Below are 23,541 nucleotides of genomic sequence, written 5' to 3'. Positions count from 1 at the left end.
TTGCGATTTGGTTGACTTTACGCGATTTCGAGTTGAATTTCCTGCAATGCGCACCGCCGACATATTCAAGACTCCTTTTTACGCCGCTGAGCTTGCGACGGGTGGTAAATCCTTTCGCGACAATCCCCTGATCGGCAGCCGCCGGCTGAACGAAGCTGGCTTGCATGTGAAGCGGATAGAGCTTGCCGAACGCATGGCCGATGCGCGCAGGCGCCGGCTGGCGCATCTCGTCGCGCAGGAAGACCGGGCGGCATATGCCCGGGACGGTTTTATTCAAAAGCGCGGCTTGCTGGCGGAGAGCGATCTTGAGGGTCTCAGGGCAGAAGTCGCGACTACCCCTTTCGATTCCTGGGACATGCGTCAGGGAAATGCGGTCACCCGTTTCATTCCCCTGCCGCCCAAAGTGCTCAAGAACCTTCCGTATCTGCGTAATTTTGTCTGGAGCGAGCCCTTTCAGAATGGTTTGCGCTATGTTGGCTCCACCAATGGGGATCCACTGGTGTATCTGCATATCGTCATGACCGATCCCAAGGTTGGCAAGAAGGCGGACCCGCAGACGGCGTTTCATTCGGACACATTTCACCCGACAGCCAAGGCGTGGTTCTTTCTGTACGATATTGACGATGCAGAAGGTCCGTTCACGTATGTCCCCGGGTCTCACCGGCTGACTCCGGAACGTCTGGCATGGGAACACGAACAGAGCCTGACAGCGGCAACGCACAAGGATCGCCTGCATGCACGCGGGTCCTTCCGATTGCGCGCTGACGAGCTCGACCGTCTGAATTACCCCGAGCCCCTCCGGTTCGCGGTGCCGGGCAACACGCTTGTCGTCGCCGATACGCACGGCTTCCATGCGCGTGCAACCAGCGAACGGCCTTCTGTCCGGGTCGGAATTTACGGATCTTTGCGGCGAAATCCCTTCTTGCCCTGGACCGGTATGGACCTCTTCAACCTGCCCGGTCTGCGTGGCCGGCAGTCAAGTCTGTTTGTCGCCCAGAAGGATCTGGTAACCCGCCTGAAGGGGCGGCCGGTTTCGCATCGTTATGCGGGCAAGGTTCTGGCGACAGAACCATCGAAATTCTGAACTACAGATTAGTCTACTGGTGCTCTTCCTTGGTCGCCTTGATCAGGGCGGCGTTGAAGTAGCGCAGCGCCCGGACGTGACGGGCGATTCCGATAATCTGCCTGGCATCGCCCTTGCGGACCACCGGCAGGGAGGCCTTGCCGCAGGAGTCGAAGCTTTTCAGAGCGCTTTCCAATGTGTCCGTGTCATGCAGATACGGTCCATCTTCCCCCGGATTGAAAACCCGGTCTTCTTCCGCCTCCGGTGGCGGATCCATGAAATCGCCGACCTTTACCGACTCGCTGAGGAACTGATGCACTCCCTCGTTCACGAAGCAGCCGCGCATACCCAGTTGCCAGTGGAAAAAGGACTTGCCGTGAACGGCCTGGGTCAGGCCGGTGGCGATCGAAACAGCTAGCAGGAGGGCAATGGACAGAGCGTAGCCGCCGGTCAGTTCGAACACGATTACCGTCGTGGAGAAGGGCGCGCCGAGCACGGCAGCGGCGACGGCTCCCATGCCGAGTATTGCATACAGCCCGTGGCTTGAGGCCATTTCCGGGAATACCGACGCGGCTATGAGGCCAAACGCGCCACCGGTCATGGCCCCGAGGTACAGGGACGGTGAAAATATTCCGCCGCCGAAGCGCGAAGCCAGAGTGATCGACGTGGCGGCCGCTTTGACCACCAGCAGTGATAGCATCGTGGTGATGGTGAGTTCGTGTTTCAGGGCCATGTCGGTGGCGTCATAGCCGACACCCAGAATGCCCGGAAAGAAAATGCCGATTGCCCCGACCGCGAGGCCCCCGATGACAGGCCGGAGCCAAAGGGGCATCGTGATGTTGCGGGCAGTCCAGTCGGTTCCGATCAAGGCGAACTGAAAAAGGATCGCCACTGCCGCGCAGGTGAGGCCCAACAGCGCGAAGGCCGGGATTTCGAGATAGGAGGTGATCTCGTACTGCGGGATCACGAAAGCGGCGACATCGCCGAACCAGAGGCGCGACAGAAGCGTTCCCATCACGGAGGCAAGCACGATCGGCACGAAAGCGGAGACCGCATAGTGACCGAGGACAACCTCGTGTGCAAAGAGAACACCTGCGATAGGGGCGTTGAAGGAGGCAGAAACGCCGCTCGCGACGGCACTGGCAATAAGAATGCGGCGGGAGGTATCGGGCAGCCGGAAATAGCGGCAGACTGCGGCGCCCAGGGTGGCGCCCAGATGCACCACCGGCCCTTCGCGGCCCGCGCTGGCGCCGCTGCCCAGCGAGATTGCCGTCACCAGGGCGGACCACAGACCTGCGCCGAGCGGCAGGCCGCGCCCGCCGTGAACCCTCGCCTCAATCACGTCGGCGACAGCGCCTGCACGCTGATTGGGATGAAACCTATGCAATATCCAGCCAACGATCAGACCGCCTACAGCCGGAGCGAGCAGGATGACCCACCAGGGCTGGAGCGCCGCGGCCTGCATGGTCAGTTCGGTCGTCGTGCGCAGCCAGGGCCACTGAAAGAGGCCGATCGCGGTCCTGAAGGCAATCGCGGCGAGAGCTACCAGCGCGCCGATGAACACGGCGAGTACCCAGACAAGTTGCATCCGTCCTGCACGGAACTGGCGCACGTTGGGCGTAATCCAGCTGATGAGAATGTCTGGGAGCTGAGCGGCGGTTTCTATTATTTTGCGCATCAGTCACGGTTGCTTTTTATAGGGCGTGAACGTGATTGGATGTCATTGTGCCCGAGTCGGCGCGAATGAACAGCCCGCCCTCCTGTTTTCGCTCGGAAATCGCTCACTTTTTGTCGTCTTCAGTTTATGAGTTTACGCCCTAGCGCGGTATTTCGATACGCCGTCCGACCCTTTCTGGGCGGGGAAGCCGGGCATGGTCCTCTAAAAGCGCGGCGAACCTGCTCCGGATGTCTTCCGGCCAGGGGGCGACCTTCCTTGTGTTCAAATCAACGTGGAGGCTCATCTGTTCGGATGTGGCGGACAGCCAGCCTTCTTCGGCGTGGCGCAACTCTTGGAAGATGTGCGCGCGCTTGGCGTCAAAGTCGATGAGCTGCAGGTTGACCGTGACCGGCATGCCCGCTTCCAGTTCCCGCAGATAGCAGACATGCACCTCGGCGGTGAAATAGGATGCGTTGCGAGCCTTCACATAGTCGGGTCCGAGACCGAGCTGCTCGCAGACCTGATCGAGCGCGGTATCGAACAGGACATTGTAATAGGCCATGTTCAAGTGACCGTTGTAGTCGATCCAGTCGGACTTGACAGTCATGACCGCGCTTTGTAGCGCTTGGGCTTCCCGGGTATCGATTGTCCCGTTCTCTCTAAGCTTTTCCATGACCGTACCCTTATCGCCGGATTTGACTTTGACCTTTTCAGTGTCTGCTAACATATTCGGTTTTCAAAGCGTGGCCAGAACCGCGCGACAGGAGGAAAAAACATGCCGGAAATGGCACGCGCTCAGCATTCGCCCCTAACCGACGACCAGAACCGCAATATTTCCCAGGCGATTGCCGAGTTGAAGGAGCGTTTCGGCGAGCGTTGCGCCACATCCGCAGCCCTTCGCGAACAGCATGGACACACCACGACCTGGCTCACAAACGAGCCGCCGGACGCGGTGGTCTTTGCCGAAAGCACGGAAGAGGTGGCGGAAACGGTGCGCATTTGCGCTGCCCTCAAGGTGCCGGTCATTCCCTTCGGTGCCGGATCTTCGCTGGAAGGCCATTTGAACGCGCCGCTCGGCGGGGTTTCACTCGACCTGTCCAGGATGAACCGCGTTCTGGAAGTGCATGCGGAAGACCTCGACTGCCGGGTGGAGGCGGGGGTAACCCGCAAGCAGCTCAACAGCGATCTCCGGGACACCGGCCTGTTTTTCCCTATCGACCCGGGGGCGGATGCCAGCCTCGGCGGCATGGCGGCGACGCGGGCTTCAGGCACGAACGCGGTGCGCTACGGTACGATGAAGGATGTGGTGCTCGCCCTGACGGTCGTGACCGCCGACGGGCAGATCATCAGGACAGGCGGCCGGGCGAAGAAATCCTCGGCCGGATACGACCTGACCCGGCTTTTCGTTGGATCGGAAGGAACGCTCGGCGTCATCACCGAACTGACCTTGCGTCTGCATGGTCAACCTGAGGCAATTTCGGGAGGCGTCTGCCCGTTCCCCGATGTCAACTCGGCCTGCAATGCCGTGATTTCAACGATCCAGATGGGCATTCCCGTCGCTCGGATCGAGTTGCTGGACACTCTGCAGGTGAAGGCCTGCAATACCTATTCAAAGCTTGATCTCGCCGAAACGCCGACCCTGTTCCTGGAGTTCCACGGTTCGGAAGCCAGTGTGCGCGAACAGTCCGAAATGTTTTCCCAGATTGCCGAGGAATTCGGCGGCGGGCCATTCCATTGGGCGACTGCCGCCGAGGAACGCACGAAGCTCTGGACAGCACGTCATGACGCCTATTGGGCGGGCAAGACCTTGAAGCCGGAAGCGGAAATCATGGTGACGGACGTCTGCGTGCCGATCTCCCGCTTGGCGGAATGCGTCAGTGAAACTGCGGAAGATATTGCAAGGGAAGGCTTTCTCGCCCCGATCGTTGGCCATGTGGGCGACGGCAACTTCCATGTTCAGATCCTTGTCGACCTGAACAAGCCGGAAGAAGTCCGCAGAACGGAAGCCTTCGTCGAACGGCTGGCCATCAGGGCCATCGGGATGGACGGGACTTGTACCGGCGAGCATGGCGTCGGGCAGGGTAAAGCCAAATATATGCGCCGCGAACACGGCGATGCGCTTGAAGTCATGGGCGCCATAAAACAAGCGCTCGATCCTGACAACATCATGAATCCGGGCAAGATCCTGCCGCAGTCATGATATTGTATCGAATCAGTTCGATAAACGCTGATTTGTTCAGCGGATGTTTCTCCGGCGGGTTTGCCCGAGCCGTGTTTGCACTGCAGCAGGGATCGGGTAAAGCTGACCGGTAAGGTTTCCGGTGACTTTGGAGAACAAGGAGACAAGGCCTGAACTCCGTCTATATCACTGTGGGAATAGCCGTCATACTGGTGCTGGTCACGGCGCTGGTGGGGCCGTTCTTTATCGACTGGACGGTTTACCGGTCCACATTCGAGAGTTATGCGGAGCGGGTTCTGGGGCACCGCGTGACGGTGCTCGGCGAAGCCGACCTCAGGCTTCTGCCTGCGCCGTCTATCAGTTTCTCCGACGTCCGTGTCGGAGAAGCCGAGGACCCGCTTCTGGTGGTCTCCCAGTTCAACATGCGGATCGAGCTGTCGCCGCTTCTGAAAGGCGAAATTCGTGTCATCGACATGGAACTGGATCGGCCGCAACTTTCCCTGTCACTGGATGAAGACGGACGGCTGGACTGGCTGACCGCCATGACATCCGACGGTGCGCTGACAAAACTGCCGCCGGACGATGTCGCTTTCGAGAAAGTTTCGATCCGCGACGGCGCGTTGTCGATTGTCGACGCGCGATCGGGTGAGGTTCACCAGGTCGACAACGGCAATCTGTCCGTCAGTGCCCGCTCGCTCGCCGGGCCGTTCAAGGCCGCAGGCAGCCTCTCCATTGAAGGGTCCCCTTATAATATCAGCCTTGCGACCGGCAGGGCGCAGGACGATACGGGGCTGCGGATCAAGGGAGAAATCACGCCCACCGACATGCCGGTGAATTTCGCTTTCGACGGAATGCTGAACCAGTCGGACGCGGCGCCCACCTTCGCAGGTGACTTCAACATCGCCTCCATCTCCCTGGAGGATGACGATGGACCGGGCTGGACCGCCGAGGGGCAGTTCACGGCGGATATCGCCGAGGTTGCGGTGCCTGCATTCGAATTTCGATATGGTCCGGAAGACCGGCGGCTCAGCGTCACCGGCAACGCCGATCTGCATTATGCCGGCAACAAGCGTTTCGAAATCCGGGCGCAGTCAAAGCAGGTTGACCTCGATCGATTGTTCGGGGGCGGGCCCCAGGAACCCGTTGATCTCGACAATGCGGGCGAACAGCTGATTGCCGCGCTCAGGGCCGTGCCGCTGCCGCCTATCGACGGCGCGATCTCCATGGATGTTCCGGCGGTCGTGGCCGGTGGCGGAATTATCCAGAACGTGCGCCTCGATCTGGAAACCATGCTTGGCGGTTGGCGGGTCGCCCGCCTCGCCGGGCGCTTGCCGGGCAGGACCACTGTAGCCACACAAGGCGATCTGGGTCTCGAACCGGCACTGACATACCGGGGAGCGGTCTCCATCAGTTCCGACCAGCCAGGCTCGTTCCTGAGCTGGTGGACGCAGAAGGATACCGGCGTCAAGGCCTTGGACCCGGTCTCGCTGGAAGGACGGCTCAGTCTGCTTCCGGAAGGTGCTGCCCTGGACAATCTACGCCTGACGCTTTCCGGGGCAGAAGCACGTGGCGGTCTTTCCTATCGCAAGCCGCGCTCCGGGAATGCTGTATTTTCGCTCAGCCTCGACGCGGACAAGCTGGATCTGGATCAGGTCGAGCAGCTTGCCGGGCTTGTCCAGCCGGACCGTTCGACATCCGGTGATGCTGAAGATCCGACGGGTCTCGACGTGTCGGTGCGTCTGCGCGCCAAACAGGTGAGCGCAAGAGGTGTGGAGGGGGAAGGCCTCGCCCTGGAAGCGGAATATTCCGACGGCGGTGTCCGGATCGACCGGCTGTTCGCCGAAGATCTGGCGGGTGCCCGTCTGGACGTGCAGGGGGCGATCCAGAACCTGTTTTCCGCTCCCGAGGGCTCGGTCTCCGGAACGCTTGATGCCCGGGACCTGTCCGGTCTCGTCGCACTGGCGGGCGGGTTTTTCCCCCAGACCGTCTTTGTCGATCGTCTGGGAAGAGCCGCCGCCAGTCTCGTGCCGGCAAGATTCGATGCCAATCTGACCGCCGCCGCTGTGGGGAACGGCACCGACATGACGCTCAGTCTGGAAGGTTCGGCGGGCGGTGCGGATGCTTCCGTCAGGGCCGAGTTGGAAGGACGCGTCGATGATTGGCACAACGCCGAGATTGATATGGCGGTTGGGCTTCAGGGGCCGGACGGCGGCAAGCTGCTGCAGCAGCTTGGCTTTAGCGTGATCCCCATAGATGCGGACAATGGCGGCAAGCTCAGTGTCATGGCGAAGGGCGTTCCATCTGACGGTCTTGCCCTTGAGATTGAAACGTCGGTCGGCAGTTCGGAAATCGGTGCGCAGGGGACGCTTACCTTGAAAGAGGGGAGTGAGCCGCAGTTCCGCATGAAGGTGGCCGCGAACACGCAGGATCTTGCGCCGCTCGCCCTGATGGCCGGGCGGGTTCTTCCTGTCATGGCCGGAACGCTGCCGGCCGAAGTCAGCGTGGACCTGGAAGGCATCGGCAGCGTCCTCAAGGTGACAAATGCCTCCGGGCAGGTTGGAGAGACCTCGTTCGAGGGGAGTCTGGAAGGCGACCTTCAACCGGCACCGGGGGAGCGAAATCGGCGCTTTTCAGGAGAAATCACGGTTTCACAAGCGGATTTGCGCAGCTTGAGCGAACTCGTTCTGGGGCCGGATCAATGGTTTTCCATAGGCGATGGCACCAGCAACTGGCCCTCCGCTCCCTTCGGCTCGCCGCTTCCGGACGGCGTGGACCTGAGTTTTGATTTCCGGACTGACCGGCTCCTTGTCGATGACGAAACGGAAATAACCAATGTCCGCGCCCAATTGCGGATCACGCCTATGCTCCTGCGCCTTGACGGGCTCAATGGTGCATTCTCGGGCGGTTCGCTGGAAGCCAGTCTGTCGCTGCGCCGCTCCGATGCGGAAGCGGCTGCGTCCGGCCGGGTGAAGCTGGAGGGAGCCGACCTGCGCCAGCTCGTATGGCGGCCGGACAGCCGGGCGATTGCTTCCGGCTCGCTAGATCTGTTTCTTGAGTTCGAGGGGGTAGGCCGTTCGATCTCGGCGATTGTCGCCGGCCTTGGCGGCGGTGGAACCTTCTCGATGGAGAACGGCGAATTCAGGGGCGTCAATCCCCAGGCGTTCCAACTCGTCACGCGAGCGGTCGATTCCGGTCTCGATCTTCAGGACGAGAAAATCCGCGAGATATTCGTCAGCCACATGGCCGCCGGCAATCTGCCCTTCAACCGCGTGGACGGTACGTTGACACTCGTTGGCGGCCGCCTGAGCGCCCGCAATGTCGTGGTCGATTCAGGCAAGGCGGAAATTTTCGGATCCGCCGAAGTGGATCTGGGAACCTATGATCTGGATGCCGATTTCTCGGTCAAGGTCGATCCGGGTGAAGATGCGGTGACCGGAGCGGAACCTCAAGTGGGACTGCTCTTCGAAGGTCCTGTTGAAGCACCTTCGCGCCGGGTTGATATAAGCCCTTTCACCGCATACCTGACCCTGCGCGCCTTTGAGCAGGAAGTTGAGAGGGTGGAGCAACTGCAGGCGGAGATCCTTGAGCGCGACCGGCTGGCGCGCGAACTCAAGCATCAGCGGGAAGAGCAAGCACGCAGGGAACGTCAGGCCGCCGCGAAGGCCGCGGAAGAAGAACGGCTGCTGCAGCTTCAAAACGCGCCTTCCGACGACAGTCAGGGCGGGGCTTCGGAGGCGGAAAACACGGTGTTGCCGAGGCAGGGCAGCGCTGAGCCCCGGGAACAGGAGCAATCCGGTCACACCGGTTCTGTGCCCTTAACGGAGCGCATCCGCGCGCTTATCGAGGATTCTGAACCAGCCGGGGTAGTGCCGGGGCAGAAACCGGCCGGTGGCCTGCCGCCGCTCGATCCGCCGATTTCCATCGAAGACCTGCTGACGCGGGATGTGGGCGGACCGATGGTTCTGCCGGGCGCATCCCGGTAATATCAAACGTGAGTGTGTGCCGTCTTTTCAACCTGCTTCAAGGCCCAGACCCTGACCGCTGAGGAAAGCGGATCGTCCGGGTCGCGGTTGTCGTCGATTTCGACGATCAGGCTGGCGAGAGAGCATTTTTCTTCATCGACATATCTGTCCACCACGTCCCAGAATTCTGTTTCCAATGCCACGCTGGTCCGGTGGCCATGCAGGGAAAGGGAACGTTTTACGAGCGCCATGGCGTTTTACGCAGCGCCGTTGTCGTCGGGGGTGGGGGGCGTGTCAAGGAGATGGCTGTCGACCTGTTTTTCCAGATCGTCCCTGCGCCTGCGGGCGGCTTCCCGCTCAGACTTGGAGCGTCCGAACTTGCGCCGGTTGTCCTCCGCCGCCTTGTCCTTGTCCTGACGCTGTTTCTGTTTGCGCACCATGCGCAGATTGATGATCTCCGCGCTCATGAGTGTCACTCCGGCTAAATTCAGGTCTTCTTGCGGAATGCGTCCAGTGAAACGACCTCGCCGCCGCCGTCGTTTCCGGTCGTGTCCGCCACGGGTTTGGCCTTCTTGCCTTTTGGCTTGGAGGAAACTGCAACTTCCTTGCCGTCTTCCACGCCGTCCTGCTTGGCGTCGCTGTCGGAGTGTTCCTGTTCCACCTTGGCGAGTTCCTCCACGGCTTCCAGCAGTTCCTCGGGTAATTCTTCCGCCGTCTTGCCGGGGTCGAATTCCAGTGCGAACTGGACGGAAGGATCGAAGAATCCCTTGATGGCGGAATAGGGGACAAGCAGCTTCTCCGGCACGCCGCCGAAGGAAAGGCCGACTTCGAAGGCATGCTCGCCGATCGCGAGATCCCAGAACTGATGCTGAAGCACGATCGTCATTTCCTGCGGATAACGTTCCTTGAGACGCGGGGAAATGCGAACACCCGGCGCATTGGTATCAAACGCGATGTAGAAATGATGGTCGCCGGGAAGACCGGTGCGTCCGACTTCGGCAAGAATCTTTTTGACCGCGCCACGCAACGCGTCCTGTATCAATATGTCGTATCGCAGAAGGTCTTCAGACATCAGTTTTCGTCATATCTCGATGGGAATCTTATCTATCGCATCCACATTGACGGTCCGGGATGAAAAAGAAAAGGCTCTTTATCCAAGTGATACCAGATAAATGCACCTGATCTTTGATATTATAGCACTCCGGCTGGCAAGGCTGCTCACGTCTTCACGATTGTCTTGGAAATTGAGTGGAGGCTTCTGTTGCCAGGTGCCTCCGAACCCCGCCTGAAGGTGCTACCCTACGGGACTTAGTGGACTACCGGCACTGCATTACGCAGCGACAGCGTTGTCCATAGCATAGTTGTCATTTGCAACTATTAAGAAAGCCCGATAACGGTGGTACAATACCGGGCAAAAGCGCAGTCTTTACACCCTCGTCGATCCTATTTCGCCCCCGCCGAAACCCACAGGTTTTCCGCTGGAAAAGCCCGTGGGCTTGGGTGGAGGCGCCGGGTACCGCCCCCGGGTCCGATAGGCTTATTGCACTGTCCATTTATTGCCATAGCTGGCGAACCAGCACGCCTGATATAAGGCGTTCGTACCTGAAATGAAAGAGGCTTGCGGGGTGAGAGACTGGTTTGCCGGTGAAGCTCATCCACAATTAACGGCAGGATCTGGGGAAAGACGCGGGCAGGGGCTGCGTTTTTGAAAAAATCTGCGAAGTTGGACCCGTTCCGCCTGAAACCGCCAGAAGGGCCGCGCCGTGCAGCAATATCTCGATCTCATGCAGAAAATCCTCGATGAGGGCGTTGACCGGGGAGACAGGACGGGAACCGGTACGCGCTCCCTCTTCGGCCACCAGATGCGTTTCGATCTTTCGAAGGGCTTTCCGGTGGTGACGACCAAGAAGCTGCATCTGAGGTCGATCATTCACGAATTGCTCTGGTTCCTCGCGGGCGACACCAATATCCGTTACCTCAAGGAAAACGGTGTCAGGATCTGGGACGACTGGGCGGACGAGAACGGCGAACTCGGCCCGGTCTACGGTTATCAGTGGCGCTCCTGGCCGGCGCCGGATGGGCGGTCCATCGACCAGATCGCCAACCTCCTGACCATGATCCGCACCAATCCGGAAAGCCGCCGGTTGATCGTCTCTGCCTGGAACCCGGCACTGGTCGACGAGATGGCCCTGCCGCCCTGTCATGCCCTGTTTCAGTTCTATGTGGCGGACGGAAAGCTCTCCTGCCAGCTCTACCAGCGTTCGGCGGATGTTTTCCTCGGCGTGCCCTTCAACATTGCTTCCTACGCGCTGCTGACCATGATGATCGCCCAGGTCACGGGCCTGCAGCCGGGCGATTTCGTCCACACGCTCGGCGACGCGCATCTCTACTCGAACCATTTCGACCAGGCGCGCGAACAGCTCAAACGCTCCCCTCGGGCTTTACCGCAGATGAAGCTCAACCCGAACGTCACCGATCTTTTCGCGTTTAAATTCGAGGACTTCGAGCTGACGGGTTACGACCCGCACCCGCATATTTCCGCACCAATCGCGGTTTAATTGTTCTGCTGGTTGCAGAGCCTGTTGAATTCGTCAGTGAAAATGTGTTGGGCTCTCACTTTTTCTTTGTTTCCTTGGTGGTGATGTGACGCCATGACCAGCATGGCGGTTCCTGCCTCTTGAAGGTCAAGGCTGGTGTACGAGCCAACAGCGCCGTTCATCGGAAGGCACTGGAATTTTGCATGGTCGGGTGGCACTCTGGCGCCATTTCCGGCAACAGGATTTCAGAGCGATGGTTTCTGCAAACGACGTTTCCCTGTCTCCCCACGCCGTCGCTGCCGAAATACGTGGTTTCGATCCTGTGATGGGCCGCAAACTATGCGCGGGAGTCGAAGCCGGGCTGCTGCCGCATCTTCATGCGGTGCTGGCGGAGCGGGGAGGCGAGACCGTTCTGGAGAGCTACGGAACCGGTCCGGACGAGACCTGGGGCAAGCCTTTGGGCGAGGTGAGTTTCGAGGCCGAGACGCTGCACGACCTGCGCTCCGTCACCAAGAGCATTGTCAGCCTGCTTTACGGTATTGCGCTTGAACGCGGCGAGGTTCCGAGGATCGACACGCCGATCCTGGAGCTGTTTCCGGAGTACGGGGATCTGGCCACCGATCCGAAACGCAAGAGCCTGACCGTCGAGCATGCACTGACCATGACCCTCGGCATGGAGTGGGACGAGACCCGTCCCTACACGGATCCGCTCAACAGCGAAATCGCAATGGAACAGGCCGCTGATCGCTACCGCTATATCCTGGAGCTCCCGTTCGTCGCGGACCCCGGAACGCGCTGGATCTACAGCGGTGGCGCGACCGCGCTGGTCGGTGCGATCCTGCAGAGGGGCACGGGCAAGAATCTGCCCGAATTCGCCCGCGAGGTGCTGTTTGCCCCCTTGGGCATCACACGGTTCGAATGGGCCGCGGGAGCGGACGGAACCCACTCGCCCGCCTCCGGCCTGCGGTTGACCGCGCCAGATCTTCTGAAAATCGGTCGGCTGGTTCTGAACAACGGCATTTGCGAGGGACACCGGCTTATTCCGGAAGCGTGGATCACCGCATCACTGAGACCGGTGATCGCGACCAGCGAGGGTCTGGACTACGGCTATTTCTGGTTCTGCGGTCAGGCGCCCGTGCCTGTGCTCGGCGGCCCGGTGCCGTGGGTCGCCGGGTTTGGCAATGGCGGTCAACGGCTCTGGCTTTGTCCAGAGGCGGATGTGGCTGCTGTGATCTTTTCGGGTAATTACAACGTCTGGGATGCCTGGGTTGCTCCGACCCGGGTGTGGAGCGAGATCATTCTGGCGAATTTGCGCGCCGCATAATGCCGGTCCCGGTGGCAGGTCTCGGGGATCTGAACCACTGTCGAGCGGAAGCGTCAGTCGCCTGCCTTGTGCACCTCCAGAAGATCCCGGTACCAGAGCGCGCTGTTTTTCAGGGTGCGGACCTGGGTTTCATAGTCGACATGAACGATGCCGAAGCGCATCCGGTAGCCTTCCGCCCATTCGAAATTGTCCATCAGGCTCCAGAGGAAGTAGCCCTTTACAGGCACGCCGGCTTCCCGGGCGTCTGCAATCGCGCCGAAGTGCTTTTCGAGATAGTCGATCCGGCGCTGATCGTCGACAACGCCGTCCACGAAGCCATCATTGTAGCAGGCGCCGTTTTCGGTGATGTAGCAGTCAGGCAGCTGGTAGCGCGCATAAAGGTCCTTCATCAGGTCCGAAAGTCCCTTCTCGTAAACCTCCCAGCCGATATCGGTAAGGTCCGGACCCGGCTCGGGCGCGATGGTGCGGCCTTGCGGGTAGTCCGCTGCATCAGCAGGATCGTGAGCGACGCGCAGGGGCGTGTAGTAGTTCAGCCCCCACCAGTCGAGCGGCTGGCTGGTGATGTCCAGATCGCCGTCGCGGATGTCCATGCTGTCGCCAAAGGCCGACAGGATGTCCGGGTGATAGGTCCCCTTGAAGAGCGGGGAAAAGAAGATGCCGTTGTTGAATTCGAAGGCACGCTCGGCCGCTGCCCTGTCTTCCGGCGTCTCGCTTGCCGGATAGACGGAATGGGCGTTGATCACTATGCCCATGGGCAGGTCGGGCCGGACCGCCCGGGCCGCCTGAACGCCAAGCCCGTGGGCAAGGTTGAGCGTGTGAACGGCCGCCGCGAAGGCCTCGGTGCTTTTCTCGCCGGGGGCGTGAATTCCGTAGAGATGGCTCAGATGGCAGATGCACCAGGGTTCGTTGACGGTCGCCAGCGCGTCCATCCGGTCGCCAAGCCTCCGGACAACGACGTCCGTGTAGTCGGCAAAAGCTTCGGCCGTGCTGCGGGCCGTCCAGCCGCCATCCCCGGCAAGCATCAGCGGTAGATCCCAATGATACAGCGTCGGATAGACCTTTATGCCACGCTCCACCATGCCGTCTATGAGGCGATCGTAGAAATCGAGACCCTTCTCGTTCACGGTGCCACGCCCGTCCGGCAGGATACGGGGCCAGGCAATGGAGAAGCGGTAGGCGTCGACCCCAAGAGACTGGATAAGATCGAGATCGCTTTCCCACCGGTGATAATGATCGCAGGCGACATCGCCGGAATGCTGTTGAAAAACCCGGCCGGGCATCTTCGAAAACGCATCCCAGATGCTCGGCTTGCGGCCGTCCTCGTTTGTTGCGCCTTCGATCTGGTAGGCGGCGGTCGCAACGCCGAAAAGGAAATCCTTGGGAAAGCGCTGCGCCAGCTCTTTGTTCGGTGCCATCGGGTCTCTGCTTCATCTTCGTGAAAAACACGATGGTCATAGATTTCAAAGCGCTTTGGATCAAGCCTTTTCCTGCAGTCTTATGAGCCACTGCCACAAGGGGAGAGTGTCCTTCCAGATCGCCAGCAGAGAGGTTGCCGTCATTTCGTTCTGAACGATGCGAGTGTCCTCCAGCGTCTTCCAGAGCGCCAGACCCTTGTGTCTTGCAAGGTCGCCATGCGGATGATCGCGCGGAAAACCTTTCGGGACCCTGGCAAGCTCGGGTTCCGGTGCTTCAAAGCCATCCGCCTTCAACACCGAGATCAGGGCCAAGGCCTCGTCTCCGCCTGCGGTTTCGAGCGCGTTGAGATAGGCCGCGAGCAAGGGTTTGGCAAATGCCATGCTGCCGGTGCCGATGCGCAGATGATCTGCTTCGACGGACAGGAAGAAACCCGGCGGCTGGGCTTCCCTGCCCGCAAAGACCGCGTCCTTCGGCCAGAATGCCATGCGGATGTGGGTGTTGTAGGGGGACTTGTCCTTCGAAAAGCGCAGATCCCGGTTGATGCGGAATTGCTTGGAGGCGATTTCGTGGCCGGTCAGCTCCGCGAGCGCCTCTTCAAGGCAAGAGCGCACCGCATCCGCCGGGTTTTTCACGAAGCGCTGATAATCCTGCCGGTTGGCCTCGAACCAGTCGCGGGTGTTGTTGCCGGCAAGCGCCTTCAGAAAGACGAAAGTCTCCGGAGAAAAACCGGCGGCGCTCATCGTGTCGGCTTCCCGGCCCTGGATTTTTTGGGCCGGGAGGCATTGGGCGGAAGCGCGCAGACATAGGTCCGGGCCATTTCGACCCAGTTCCGCAGCAGCTCATCGCTGTCGATGCCTTCCGGCTCGATCCGGATAAAGCCGGGCATGGGCCGTCCCGTCGGCCGGCATTGGGAGGCATATGGCTTCGCGAGGGCTTCTGCTTCCTGTTCCTTGCCGACGCGGGCCATCAGGCCGCGTCTGGAGATGCAGAGCAGCATGTTGCCGTTGACCATGAAGCAGGTTCCCCCGAACATCCGCTTCTGCTCGACATTCTCGTCCGGGATCATGGCCCGTGTGCGCTCGACCAGAACGGTTTCCATCAAATCGGACATGGCAAAAAGTTCTCCTGAACAAATGGTCCCGATGACTAGGACGGGGCAGGGCGCTTTGAACCGACAGGCTGTTGAAAAGAAATTTGCGGTTGGTTTTTCTCTGCCTCGAATTTCATGCTAGAGCATCACCCACTTTGATTGTATCGCTTTGGCGATCAATAAAATGGGTAAAGATGCTCTAACATGCTAAAATGGCGAGCAAATTTACCTGGTCACACCTAACCGGAACAGTTCGGTGTGACCAGATTTTGCTCTCGGAGGCGTCCGGGAAAAAGCAAACCGGAAAGAGAGGAATACGTGCCTGATATCGTCTTGATTGCCGCAGTTGCCCGCAACGGGGTCATCGGGGCCGACGATGACATGCCCTGGAAACTCTCGACCGACCTGAAGCGGTTCAAGAAGCTGACACTCGGAAAACCGGTTGTTCTTGGCCGCAAGACGTTTCTCTCCTTCGGCGGCAAACCCTTGCCGGGCCGGCCGCATATCGTGATTTCCCGAAACCCCGGCTACGCCCCCGATGGCGCTGAGGCCGCAACGTCCCTGAAGGATGCTCTGGAGCGGGCCGGTGCATTGGCCGGCCAGCTCGGCGTCGAGGAGATCATGATCATCGGCGGCGGCCAGATATATGCCCAGGCCATCGAGATCGCCGACCGGCTCGAAATCACCGAAGTGGATACGGCGCCGGAAGGCGATACAATATTTCCGGTCATCGACCCAGCCGTCTGGCAGGAGACCGGCCGTACCCCCGGGGAGCGGGGCGAAAGGGACAGCGCCGATTTCACTTTCGTGACCTATCGTCGCAAGACCTGACCTGACTTGACCTGACCGGAGCGCGTGACAGTTTTCATGAAATTGCCTGAAACCATAACCGCGAAATGGGCGGCCTTCGAAGAGCTGAGCCCAGGGGACGTTCATGATCTCCTGCAGCTCCGGCAGGCAATTTTTGTGCTGGAGCAGGCCTCGCTTTATGCCGATATCGACGGCAAGGATCCGCTCGCGTTGCATTTTCTCATCCGGAACCGGGCGACGGACGCCCTGACCGGAGCCATCAGGCTGTTTCCGGGACTTGAAAACGGTGATGCGCGGATCGGCCGGGTGGTGATCGCCCTCGACTGCAGGGGCGGCGGTCTTGGCCGGAAGATGATGCTTGCCGGGATCGACAAGGCGGAGGCGCTTGCGCCGGGCTGCCGGATTCACGTCACGGCCCAGGCTCATCTCGAAAAATTTTACAATTCCCTGGGTTTCCGCAGCGTTTCGGAGATCTATCTGGAAGACGGCATCCCCCATATCGACATGTTGCGTGGCGATTGAGGCGGCTTGCTGAATTTATTTGTGTGTTTCTCACTGCGCGGTCTTGAAAGCCGCGAGTTCCTTTCCCACCTGCGGCGCGGGAAATTGTACCGGATTTACCAGGGAGGCTGTCAGCCGTTTTCGTTGAAAGCGGCTCGTAACCTCCCTATAACCAACGGTGAGTCAGAAGAGGCGTAGCCTGAAGCCGGCGACGCCTGCGGGAATTCACAGAAGGAAGTTTTGATGCCTTGGAGCAATCAGACAGGTGGCGGTGGCCCCTGGAAGGGTGGCGGAAACAACGGCGGCCCATGGGGTAGCGGAAATAATGGTGGTGGCCCCTGGGGAGGTGGTGGTCAGAACCGGGGCGGTGGCGGTAGTCCGCCCGACCTGGAAGAGCTTCTGAAGCGCACGCAGGACAGGATGAAGAACGTCCTGCCGGGCGGCGGCGGCGGCGGCCTGGGCTTTGTCGGCATCCTGATCGTTATCGGCATCGGTGTCATCGGCTGGCTGCTGACCGGTCTTTACGTTGTCGACGAAGGTGAGGTCGGTGTCGAGCTGGTTCTCGGCAAGGTTGAAGACCAGACCCCTCCGGGCCTTAATTACAACTGGCCCTATCCGATCGGCGAGGTTTACAAACCCCAGGTCGAGCTGCAGCGCGAAACGACCGTTGGCGTCGAGGAAAGCATCACCAGTTCCGGCGGTGTGCGGGCCCGGGATATCCCCGAGGAAAGCCTGATGCTGACCGGCGACGAGAACATCGTCGACGTCGGCTTCAAGGTTCTGTGGAGGATCAAGAGCACCCGTGAGGGCATCAGCGACTATCTGTTCAATATCCAGGAGCCTGCCGGAACGGTGAAAGCCGTCGCCGAAAGCGCCATGCGCGAAGTGGTCGGCGAGTCGAATATCGATTCCATCCTGACGGAGAACCGGGTCGCCATTCAGAACGATGTCGTGACCTTGATGCAGACGACGCTGGATTCGTACCAGGCCGGTATCGAAGTCGCGGAAGTCCAGATGCAGCGGGTTGACCCGCCGGCTCAGGTTATCGACGCGTTCCGGGATGTTCAGGCGGCGCGGGCCGACCAGGAGCGTATCCGTAACGAAGCGGAAGCCTATGCCAACCGGATCGTTCCGGAAGCACGTGGTGAATCCGCCCGTGTCCTGGAAGCGGCGAACGCCTACAAGGACCAGACCATCGCCGAGGCGACCGGTCAATCCCAGCGTTTCACCAAGATCTACGAACAATACGAGAAAGCACCGGATGTCACCCGGGAGCGCATGTATCTCGAAACCCTGGAAAAAGTTTTGGGCGTTACCAACAAGATCATCATCGACAGCAATTCATCCGGTACCGGCGTGCTGCCGTTCCTGCCGCTTAACGATCTGAACGGACGCGGTTCAACCGCTCCGTCCGCACGGACAGGAGGGAATTGATCATGCGCAGCGGAATTCTGGCAGTCATTCTCGTTATCGTCGCCGTTCTCGGTTACATGTCGATCTTCATCGTAAACCCGACCCAGCAGGCGCTCGTCCTGCAGCTTGGCCGGATTATCGACACCAAGACCGAGCCCGGTCCTTATTTCAAATATCCGTTCATCCAGAACGTCGTCTATATGGACAAGCGGATCCTCAACCTGAACATGCCGCCGCTTGAGCCGATCTCATCGGACAAGAAGCGGCTGGTGGTCGATGCCTTCGCGCGTTACAAGATCATCAATCCGGTGCTCTTCTACCAGCGTGTTCAGAACGTTCCGACGGCCAACCGGCGCCTGTCGACCCTGCTGCAGTCCTCGCTGCGGTCTGAACTGGGCCGCACCAGCTTTGCTGCCCTCGTCAGGGACGACCGGTCCGGTGTCATGGAGAATATCCGCCGGGATGTCAGTGCGAATGCCGCCGAACTCGGTATCGAAGTGATCGACGTGAAGATCCGCCGTGCGGATCTGCCGGATGCCAACTCCCAGGCCATTTACGCCAGAATGCAGACGGAACGTCAGCGGGAAGCAACGGAGCTGCGCGCACAGGGTGAAGAACTCGCCCGGCGTATCCGCTCGCGAGCCGACCGCGATGCAACGGTTCTTGTCGCGGAAGCCCGGCGGGATTCGGAAATCACCCGTGGTGACGGCGATGCGGAGCGGAACAAGATCTTCGCGGAAGCCTACGGCGCGGATCCCGAGTTCTTCGCGTTCTACCGTTCGATGCTGGCCTATGAAGAAGGTCTCAGGGCAGGTGACACCAGCCTTGTCCTGTCTCCGGATTCCAGCTTCTTCCGGTATTTCAAGGACCCGAGGGGCATTGCCGCTCCTGATGCGGGCAATGACAATGGCGGCACAGGGAACACCGGCACGTCGTCGCTCACCGCGCAATGAGTGAGTTGATGACCGCACTGGGGCTGGTGCTGGTGGTCGAGGGCGTGCTTTACGCCCTCGCACCGGGCGGCATGAAGGCCGTCATGCGCAGCGCGCTCGAGACACCGGACCAGACTTTGCGCGTCGCAGGGCTGGTTGCGGCTGGTGTGGGCGTATTTCTTGTGTGGATCATACGCGGATAACGAAAAGTTTTCGGGCGGGAGAGGTAAAAATCTCCCGCCCGATCTATAATCCCGGTCAAGAACCTGAATGAAGCCGGTCGACTGTTCATTGTTCAGGGTCTGTTGAGAATTAGAATCCGGTCGTTGTCCGGACGCAATTCGCTCCGGTTCGGGAAGCGAAGGTGCACGGACATAGTGACTTTTCAAATCCGGGCAGCGCGGGTCTTCGGAACGCGCCGCAGGCGGGACCTAATTCTCAGCAGATCCCAGGAACAGTCCAGCCGGCTGGGATGAGGAGAACACCCCATGGCCCCAGAATTTATTCGTCGCAAGATCTCCCGTATCGCCTTCGCGGCAGCAGGGATTGCTCTCGGCGGGATGATCGCAATTCAGCCTGTGCAGACCGCCCGGGCGCAAGGGCCGGTTTCCGTCGCCGATCTGGCGGAGAACCTGGCCGATGCCGTCGTGAACATTTCCACTGCCCAGACTGTGCAGGGACAGCGGTCCGTTCCGATGCCGGAAGTTCCGGAAGGATCGCCGTTCCAGGAATTCTTCGAGGAATTCTTCAACCGTCAGAACCGTGACAACGACCAGCCGCGCCGGGTGCAGTCTCTCGGGTCTGGCTTTGTCATCGACGGCAAGGAAGGCATCATCATCACCAACAACCACGTCATCGAGGGGGCCGACGAAGTCACGGCCAACTTCAATGACGGCACCAAGCTGAAGGCGGAAATTCTCGGCACCGACGAGAAAACAGATCTCGCGGTGCTGAAGGTGACCCCGGAAACGCCGCTCAAGGACGTCAATTTCGGCGATTCCGACAAGATCCGCGTCGGTGACTGGGTGATGGCGATCGGCAACCCGTTCGGTCTCGGCGGCACCGTGACCGTCGGCATCGTGTCGGCGCGTAACCGAGATATCAATTCAGGGCCCTACGACAATTTCATCCAGACCGATGCGTCCATCAACCGGGGCAACTCGGGCGGGCCGCTGTTTGATATGGAAGGCAAGGTCGTCGGCATCAATACCGCGATCATTTCCCCGTCCGGCGGATCTATCGGCATCGGTTTCGCCATTCCGGCCAAGACCGCCATGCGGGTGATCGAGCAGTTGCGCGAGTTTGGAGAAACCCGCCGCGGCTGGCTGGGTGTCCGCATTCAGGAAGTCACCGACGAGATCGCAGAAAGCCTTGGCATGGACGAAGCCATGGGAGCTCTTGTCGCCGGTGTTACCGAAGACGGTCCGGCAGCCAAGGGCAAGGTCGAGCCGGGCGACGTCATCATCAAGTTCGACGGCAGCGAAGTCGAGTCCATGCGCGAGTTGCCGCGCATGGTTGCCGAAACGGCAATCGGCAAGGAAGTCGAGGTGGTGGTTCTGCGCAAGGGCGAGGAAGTCACCATCAGCGTGACGCTCGAGCGCCTTGAAGAAAATGATGTCGAGGAGGCGAGTGCAGAAAGCGAAGAGCAGCCGGAAGACAAGCCCGTCGAAAAGAGTGAAGTTCTCGGAATGATGCTGGCGGAGCTGGACGATGCCCTTCGCAAGCAGTTCTCCATCGACGAGGACGTCACCGGGGTTGTCGTCACGGAAGTGATTGCAGGCTCTTCGGCTGAGGAAAAGCGCGTGACGGCTGGCGACGTCATCAAGGAAGTCGCTCAGGAACCGGTCTCCACTCCGGCTGACGTCGAGGCCGAAATCAAGAAACTGAAAGACGATGGCCGTCGCTCGGCGCTGCTGCTCCTTGCGAACCCGACTGGCGATGTGCGTTTCGTGCCGGTCCGGATCGAAGACGAGTAAGCCGGTCTTTCCGGTTCCACCAACAGGAAGAGGCGCCGGAAACGGCGCCTTTTTTGCTTCAACCGATAGATCCTCGCGCTGGCCTCAGCTCAGCACGAATTCGCTTTCGCAGTAGCCCTGCAGATATAGAAGTGCCGTCAGATCGCCGTGATCGATGCGGAAGTCGGCGGCGGCGGCGACCGCGGGTTTGGCCCTGTAGGCGACGCCGGCGCCGGCCAGGTCGATCATCGCCAGATCGTTGGCCCCGTCGCCCACGGCGAGCGTTTCGCTGAAGGCAAGGCCCTTTTCCGCGGCCAGATATTCCAGCCGGGCGCGCTTGGCGTGGCGGCCGAGAATAGGCTCGCCAACCTTGCCGGTCAGGTGCCCGTCTTCCGTCAGAAGGATGTTGGCCTGGTGTTCGTCAAAGCCGATCATGCGATAGACCGCCTTGGTGAAATGCGTGAACCCGCCGGAGACAAGGGCGCAATAGGCCCCGTTTGCCTTCATTGTCTGCACAAGCGTGCGGCCGCCGGGCATCAGCTGAATTCGGTTGGTCAAAACCGTATCGATCGCCGAAAGGGAGAGGCCCTCCAGCAGGGCAACCCGTTCCCTGAGAGCAGGTTCGAATTCGATCTCGCCGCGCATTGCCCGTTCTGTAATCTCGGAAATCCTGTCCTTCAGACCAAGTTCAGCGGCCAGTTCATCAATGCATTCCTGGCGAATCATGGTGGAATCCATGTCGGCGATCAAAAGCCTTTTGCGCCTACCCTCTGGCGGCTGGACAAAGACATCCACCGGGGACTTGCCGACGATTTCGCGCAGAATGGCGTCGGCGGCACTTGCGTCGGGCCCGTCAAAGCGGATATCGGCTGCAATGCCGGGATTGAGTATGGTCGTGGCTCCGGTCACGCCGAGGACATCCGAAGCCTGGCGCAACAGATCCTGATCGACCGCCGGTGCAGTGGGAGTGGACACCAAAGTGGCAACTAAAGACATGGAGGCTTCCCTGGAAGGCAGTCGGAGACGGACTGAGGATGAACGCGTCGTTTTGATAGCGGGACCGACGGCAAGCGGCAAGTCCGCATTGGCGCTGTCGCTGGCGCGAAAGCTGGACGGCGTGATCATCAATGCCGATTCCATGCAGCTTTACGAGGATTTGCGAGTGGTGAGCGCGCGCCCGTCCACTGAGGAGGAAACGGAAGTTCCGCACAGGCTCTACGGGGTTCTGTCGGCAACGACCGCCTTTTCCACCGGTGACTGGCTGCGCCTGGCCACCCAGGAAATCGAGGCTGTGCGCACGGGCGGCAGGACGCCGATCCTGGTAGGGGGAACCGGTCTTTACTTCAAGGGACTGACCGAAGGCTTCGCAGAGATGCCGGCTATCCCTGACGATGTGCGCCGCAAGGCGCGGGATTTCGCGGACGAGGGCGGAGTGGAGGCGCTCAGGGCCTGCCTTCTCGAACTGGGAGACAGGGAAGCGGCCTCCGGCCTGAACGATCCCCAGAGGCTCACCCGGGCGCTTGAAGTGATTATGGCGACGGGAAAACCACTTTCCGACTGGCAGAGGGAGGCACAATCGGCACCGTTGCTTCCGGATGCGGAATGCCGAAGATATGTCCTTGCTCCGCCCAGGCCCTGGCTGCACCAACGGATAGAACAGCGAGCCCGGTTGATGCTGTCGCAGGAGGGATGCGAGGAGGTTCGCGCGCTTCTGGCGAAGGGGCTCTCCGGCAAGCTTCCCGCCATGCGCGCAATCGGCGTTGCGGAGATAGGTGCGTATCTTGGCGGTGAATGCGACTATCAAGAGGCCATCCACAGGCTGACAGTCGCGACGCGGCAATACGCCAAGCGTCAGGAGACATGGTTTCGAAACCAGATGCCGGACTGGCAACGGATTGATCCATCGAACGGAATCAGCCCGGGAGATTTGGATAAGCAGCACTGATAGAAGTGTCAATAACTTCTGCGTGTGCGGCGCACAGGTTGGTATTCACCTAACTTGTTGGTTATGCGTATATATTTTCGCAAATATAAGGCTTATAATGACGGCTGTCACAGGGTCGGCACAATTCAGGGTTACACGGGTCTACGTCTTTGGTGGAGGCCGTTTTTCAACTCTGGTGCCCGCCGTATGTAGTTCAACACCTGGAGGATACGGTGCAGACGATATTTCTCGAATGCGGCGCTGTGAGGCTTGTTCCCTTTTCTTCGGCCGATGTCAGACTTATCGACGACCTTCATTCTGACGCCTATGGAAACCGGTGCCTGGAATTCTCGACCAGCTGCACCGTGATGGACGCGGCCGAATTGGTAAGCTCCGCCTTGCAGCATCAGGAAGATCTTGGTTTTGGCAAGTGGAAGGCCGTTCTTGAAGACGGAACCTTTCTTGGCTGGGCCGGCTTTACCCCGGTCAGCGAAACGTCCGAAATCAGTGTGAATTACTGCCTGCCGAACGAGGTGCTGCAACGCGATCCCGATCTGGCGAAACGTCTGTTCGCGGCGCTGGCCGACTGGTTCTTCGAAAACACCTATTTCTCCCATCTGATCGCGGTCGTGCGAACGGACAACCGCGATATGCGGGAGGTGGTGCTGAATTGCGGTTTCTATCACCGGGAAAGCAAGGTGATCGAGGGAATGCAGGCGGATGTCTTCCAGATGCTCAGCCCTTCAATGCAGTCCTATCTTCTGAGCGCCTAGACTGC

At 60.0% G+C, this 23,541-nt stretch carries 22 protein-coding genes and 1 other RNA gene; 13 read left to right on the top strand and 10 right to left on the bottom strand.

The annotated features are described in order from the left end of the window. The first annotated feature begins 46 nt into the window (after positions 1 to 46). Positions 47 to 1,084, top strand: coding sequence for a phytanoyl-CoA dioxygenase family protein (locus tag OA90_RS20225; protein WP_068416498.1), 1,038 nt, complete (start codon positions 47 to 49; stop codon positions 1,082 to 1,084). 13 nt (positions 1,085 to 1,097) lie between these two features. On the opposite strand, the gene OA90_RS20220 is transcribed toward OA90_RS20225, so the two are convergent. Both OA90_RS20220 and OA90_RS20215 read right to left on the bottom strand, forming a co-directional pair. Next, positions 1,098 to 2,741, bottom strand: coding sequence for a chloride channel protein (locus OA90_RS20220; protein ID WP_068416494.1), 1,644 nt, complete (start codon positions 2,739 to 2,741; stop codon positions 1,098 to 1,100). A 139-nt stretch (positions 2,742 to 2,880) separates the two neighbouring features. Continuing rightward, positions 2,881 to 3,393 carry a thioesterase family protein gene (locus OA90_RS20215; protein ID WP_068416616.1) on the bottom strand — a complete coding sequence of 171 codons (513 nt, stop codon included), beginning with the start codon at positions 3,391 to 3,393 and terminating at the stop codon, positions 2,881 to 2,883. Between the two features lie 111 nt (positions 3,394 to 3,504). Between OA90_RS20215 and OA90_RS20210 the strand changes: the two genes are divergently transcribed. Next, complete coding sequence (locus OA90_RS20210; protein ID WP_208986219.1) at positions 3,505 to 4,920, top strand: FAD-linked oxidase C-terminal domain-containing protein; 1,416 nt, start codon at positions 3,505 to 3,507, stop codon at positions 4,918 to 4,920. A gap of 170 nt (positions 4,921 to 5,090) precedes the next feature. After that, a complete protein-coding gene (locus OA90_RS20205; protein ID WP_068416489.1) occupies positions 5,091 to 8,882 on the top strand; it encodes an AsmA-like C-terminal region-containing protein in 3,792 nt (1,263 codons plus the stop codon). A gap of 2 nt (positions 8,883 to 8,884) precedes the next feature. Here the strand turns inward: OA90_RS20205 and OA90_RS20200 are convergent, their stop codons facing one another. The 4 genes from OA90_RS20200 to ssrA form a co-directional block, all read right to left on the bottom strand. Next, the gene (locus tag OA90_RS20200; protein ID WP_068416486.1) at positions 8,885 to 9,112 is read right to left on the bottom strand and encodes a ribbon-helix-helix domain-containing protein; all 228 of its coding nucleotides are present in this window, start codon (positions 9,110 to 9,112) and stop codon (positions 8,885 to 8,887) included. Positions 9,113 to 9,118: 6 nt separating this feature from the next. Further along, a complete protein-coding gene (locus OA90_RS20195; protein WP_068416483.1) occupies positions 9,119 to 9,328 on the bottom strand; it encodes a DUF4169 family protein in 210 nt (69 codons plus the stop codon). Between the two features lie 20 nt (positions 9,329 to 9,348). Next, on the bottom strand, positions 9,349 to 9,933 hold the full coding sequence (locus OA90_RS20190) for an SspB family protein (RefSeq protein ID WP_068416480.1): 585 nt from the start codon (positions 9,931 to 9,933) through the stop codon (positions 9,349 to 9,351). A gap of 175 nt (positions 9,934 to 10,108) precedes the next feature. Further along, positions 10,109 to 10,478, bottom strand: a transfer-messenger RNA (tmRNA) gene (ssrA, locus tag OA90_RS20185). Positions 10,479 to 10,624: 146 nt separating this feature from the next. Here ssrA and OA90_RS20180 point away from each other — a divergent pair. Continuing rightward, on the top strand, positions 10,625 to 11,419 hold the full coding sequence (locus OA90_RS20180; protein WP_068416477.1) for a thymidylate synthase: 795 nt from the start codon (positions 10,625 to 10,627) through the stop codon (positions 11,417 to 11,419). A 232-nt stretch (positions 11,420 to 11,651) separates the two neighbouring features. After that, complete coding sequence (locus OA90_RS20175) at positions 11,652 to 12,722, top strand: serine hydrolase (protein ID WP_082837168.1); 1,071 nt, start codon at positions 11,652 to 11,654, stop codon at positions 12,720 to 12,722. 53 nt (positions 12,723 to 12,775) lie between these two features. On the opposite strand, the gene OA90_RS20170 is transcribed toward OA90_RS20175, so the two are convergent. The 3 genes from OA90_RS20170 to OA90_RS20160 are packed head-to-tail and all read right to left on the bottom strand — an operon-like array spanning position 12,776 to position 15,249. After that, on the bottom strand, positions 12,776 to 14,137 hold the full coding sequence (locus OA90_RS20170; protein ID WP_068416474.1) for a GH1 family beta-glucosidase: 1,362 nt from the start codon (positions 14,135 to 14,137) through the stop codon (positions 12,776 to 12,778). Positions 14,138 to 14,197: 60 nt separating this feature from the next. Further along, positions 14,198 to 14,878, bottom strand: a complete 681-nt coding sequence (locus tag OA90_RS20165; protein ID WP_068416471.1) for a DUF2461 domain-containing protein — start codon at positions 14,876 to 14,878, stop codon at positions 14,198 to 14,200. Continuing rightward, positions 14,875 to 15,249 carry a TfoX/Sxy family protein gene (locus OA90_RS20160; RefSeq protein WP_068416462.1) on the bottom strand — a complete coding sequence of 125 codons (375 nt, stop codon included), beginning with the start codon at positions 15,247 to 15,249 and terminating at the stop codon, positions 14,875 to 14,877. Before OA90_RS20160 ends, OA90_RS20165 begins: the two co-directional genes overlap by 4 nt. Positions 15,250 to 15,546: 297 nt before the next feature. Between OA90_RS20160 and OA90_RS20155 the strand changes: the two genes are divergently transcribed. The 6 genes from OA90_RS20155 to OA90_RS20130 all read left to right on the top strand — a co-directional run bounded on the left by OA90_RS20155 (position 15,547) and on the right by OA90_RS20130 (position 20,860). Further along, positions 15,547 to 16,059, top strand: a complete 513-nt coding sequence (locus OA90_RS20155) for a dihydrofolate reductase (protein ID WP_068416459.1) — start codon at positions 15,547 to 15,549, stop codon at positions 16,057 to 16,059. Positions 16,060 to 16,095: 36 nt separating this feature from the next. Continuing rightward, positions 16,096 to 16,560 (top strand): GNAT family N-acetyltransferase, encoded by a 465-nt coding sequence (locus OA90_RS20150; protein WP_068416610.1) that lies wholly within the window; start codon positions 16,096 to 16,098, stop codon positions 16,558 to 16,560. Positions 16,561 to 16,782: 222 nt separating this feature from the next. Beyond that, positions 16,783 to 17,973: an FtsH protease activity modulator HflK gene (gene hflK / locus OA90_RS20145; protein WP_068416456.1), complete on the top strand. Its 1,191-nt coding sequence runs from the start codon at positions 16,783 to 16,785 to the stop codon at positions 17,971 to 17,973. 2 nt (positions 17,974 to 17,975) lie between these two features. Next, positions 17,976 to 18,905 (top strand): protease modulator HflC, encoded by a 930-nt coding sequence (locus OA90_RS20140; RefSeq protein WP_068416452.1) that lies wholly within the window; start codon positions 17,976 to 17,978, stop codon positions 18,903 to 18,905. Further along, positions 18,902 to 19,087, top strand: a complete 186-nt coding sequence (locus OA90_RS20135; protein WP_068416449.1) for a DUF2065 domain-containing protein — start codon at positions 18,902 to 18,904, stop codon at positions 19,085 to 19,087. The genes OA90_RS20140 and OA90_RS20135 overlap by 4 nt, the downstream gene beginning before the upstream one ends. A gap of 285 nt (positions 19,088 to 19,372) precedes the next feature. Continuing rightward, the gene (locus OA90_RS20130; RefSeq protein WP_082837167.1) at positions 19,373 to 20,860 is read left to right on the top strand and encodes a DegQ family serine endoprotease; all 1,488 of its coding nucleotides are present in this window, start codon (positions 19,373 to 19,375) and stop codon (positions 20,858 to 20,860) included. An 84-nt stretch (positions 20,861 to 20,944) separates the two neighbouring features. On the opposite strand, the gene serB is transcribed toward OA90_RS20130, so the two are convergent. After that, positions 20,945 to 21,835 (bottom strand): phosphoserine phosphatase SerB, encoded by an 891-nt coding sequence (gene serB, locus OA90_RS20125; RefSeq protein ID WP_068416447.1) that lies wholly within the window; start codon positions 21,833 to 21,835, stop codon positions 20,945 to 20,947. On the opposite strand from serB, the gene miaA reads away from it, so the two are divergent. Further along, the gene (gene miaA / locus OA90_RS20120; RefSeq protein ID WP_347876842.1) at positions 21,819 to 22,784 is read left to right on the top strand and encodes a tRNA (adenosine(37)-N6)-dimethylallyltransferase MiaA; all 966 of its coding nucleotides are present in this window, start codon (positions 21,819 to 21,821) and stop codon (positions 22,782 to 22,784) included. The two genes, serB and miaA, sit on opposite strands and share 17 nt — an antisense overlap. Positions 22,785 to 22,996: 212 nt before the next feature. Next, the gene (locus tag OA90_RS20115) at positions 22,997 to 23,536 is read left to right on the top strand and encodes a GNAT family N-acetyltransferase (protein ID WP_068416443.1); all 540 of its coding nucleotides are present in this window, start codon (positions 22,997 to 22,999) and stop codon (positions 23,534 to 23,536) included. Positions 23,537 to 23,541 lie beyond the last annotated feature (5 nt).

The organism is Labrenzia sp. OB1 (assembly GCF_001624695.1).
GTDB lineage: Bacteria > Pseudomonadota > Alphaproteobacteria > Rhizobiales > Stappiaceae > Roseibium.
The sequence above is the reverse complement of the archived record's forward strand: the minus strand, read 5'-3'. Positions and strand labels throughout refer to the sequence as shown.

Excerpts from the sequence above, each read along its gene's own strand:
- OA90_RS20175 (WP_082837168.1), top strand. The coding sequence starts at position 11,652 with ATGGTTTCTGCAAACGACGTTTCCCTGTCTCCCCACGCCGTCGCTGCC.
- OA90_RS20220 (WP_068416494.1), bottom strand. The coding sequence starts at position 2,741 with ATGCGCAAAATAATAGAAACCGCCGCTCAGCTCCCAGACATTCTCATC.
- hflK (WP_068416456.1), top strand. The coding sequence starts at position 16,783 with ATGCCTTGGAGCAATCAGACAGGTGGCGGTGGCCCCTGGAAGGGTGGC.
- OA90_RS20225 (WP_068416498.1), top strand. The coding sequence starts at position 47 with ATGCGCACCGCCGACATATTCAAGACTCCTTTTTACGCCGCTGAGCTT.
- OA90_RS20135 (WP_068416449.1), top strand. The coding sequence starts at position 18,902 with ATGAGTGAGTTGATGACCGCACTGGGGCTGGTGCTGGTGGTCGAGGGC.
- OA90_RS20150 (WP_068416610.1), top strand. The coding sequence starts at position 16,096 with ATGAAATTGCCTGAAACCATAACCGCGAAATGGGCGGCCTTCGAAGAG.
- OA90_RS20215 (WP_068416616.1), bottom strand. The coding sequence starts at position 3,393 with ATGGAAAAGCTTAGAGAGAACGGGACAATCGATACCCGGGAAGCCCAA.
- OA90_RS20130 (WP_082837167.1), top strand. The coding sequence starts at position 19,373 with ATGGCCCCAGAATTTATTCGTCGCAAGATCTCCCGTATCGCCTTCGCG.
- OA90_RS20210 (WP_208986219.1), top strand. The coding sequence starts at position 3,505 with ATGGCACGCGCTCAGCATTCGCCCCTAACCGACGACCAGAACCGCAAT.
- OA90_RS20190 (WP_068416480.1), bottom strand. The coding sequence starts at position 9,933 with ATGTCTGAAGACCTTCTGCGATACGACATATTGATACAGGACGCGTTG.
- OA90_RS20170 (WP_068416474.1), bottom strand. The coding sequence starts at position 14,137 with ATGGCACCGAACAAAGAGCTGGCGCAGCGCTTTCCCAAGGATTTCCTT.
- serB (WP_068416447.1), bottom strand. The coding sequence starts at position 21,835 with ATGTCTTTAGTTGCCACTTTGGTGTCCACTCCCACTGCACCGGCGGTC.
- OA90_RS20160 (WP_068416462.1), bottom strand. The coding sequence starts at position 15,249 with ATGTCCGATTTGATGGAAACCGTTCTGGTCGAGCGCACACGGGCCATG.
- OA90_RS20165 (WP_068416471.1), bottom strand. The coding sequence starts at position 14,878 with ATGAGCGCCGCCGGTTTTTCTCCGGAGACTTTCGTCTTTCTGAAGGCG.
- OA90_RS20140 (WP_068416452.1), top strand. The coding sequence starts at position 17,976 with ATGCGCAGCGGAATTCTGGCAGTCATTCTCGTTATCGTCGCCGTTCTC.
- OA90_RS20195 (WP_068416483.1), bottom strand. The coding sequence starts at position 9,328 with ATGAGCGCGGAGATCATCAATCTGCGCATGGTGCGCAAACAGAAACAG.
- OA90_RS20200 (WP_068416486.1), bottom strand. The coding sequence starts at position 9,112 with ATGGCGCTCGTAAAACGTTCCCTTTCCCTGCATGGCCACCGGACCAGC.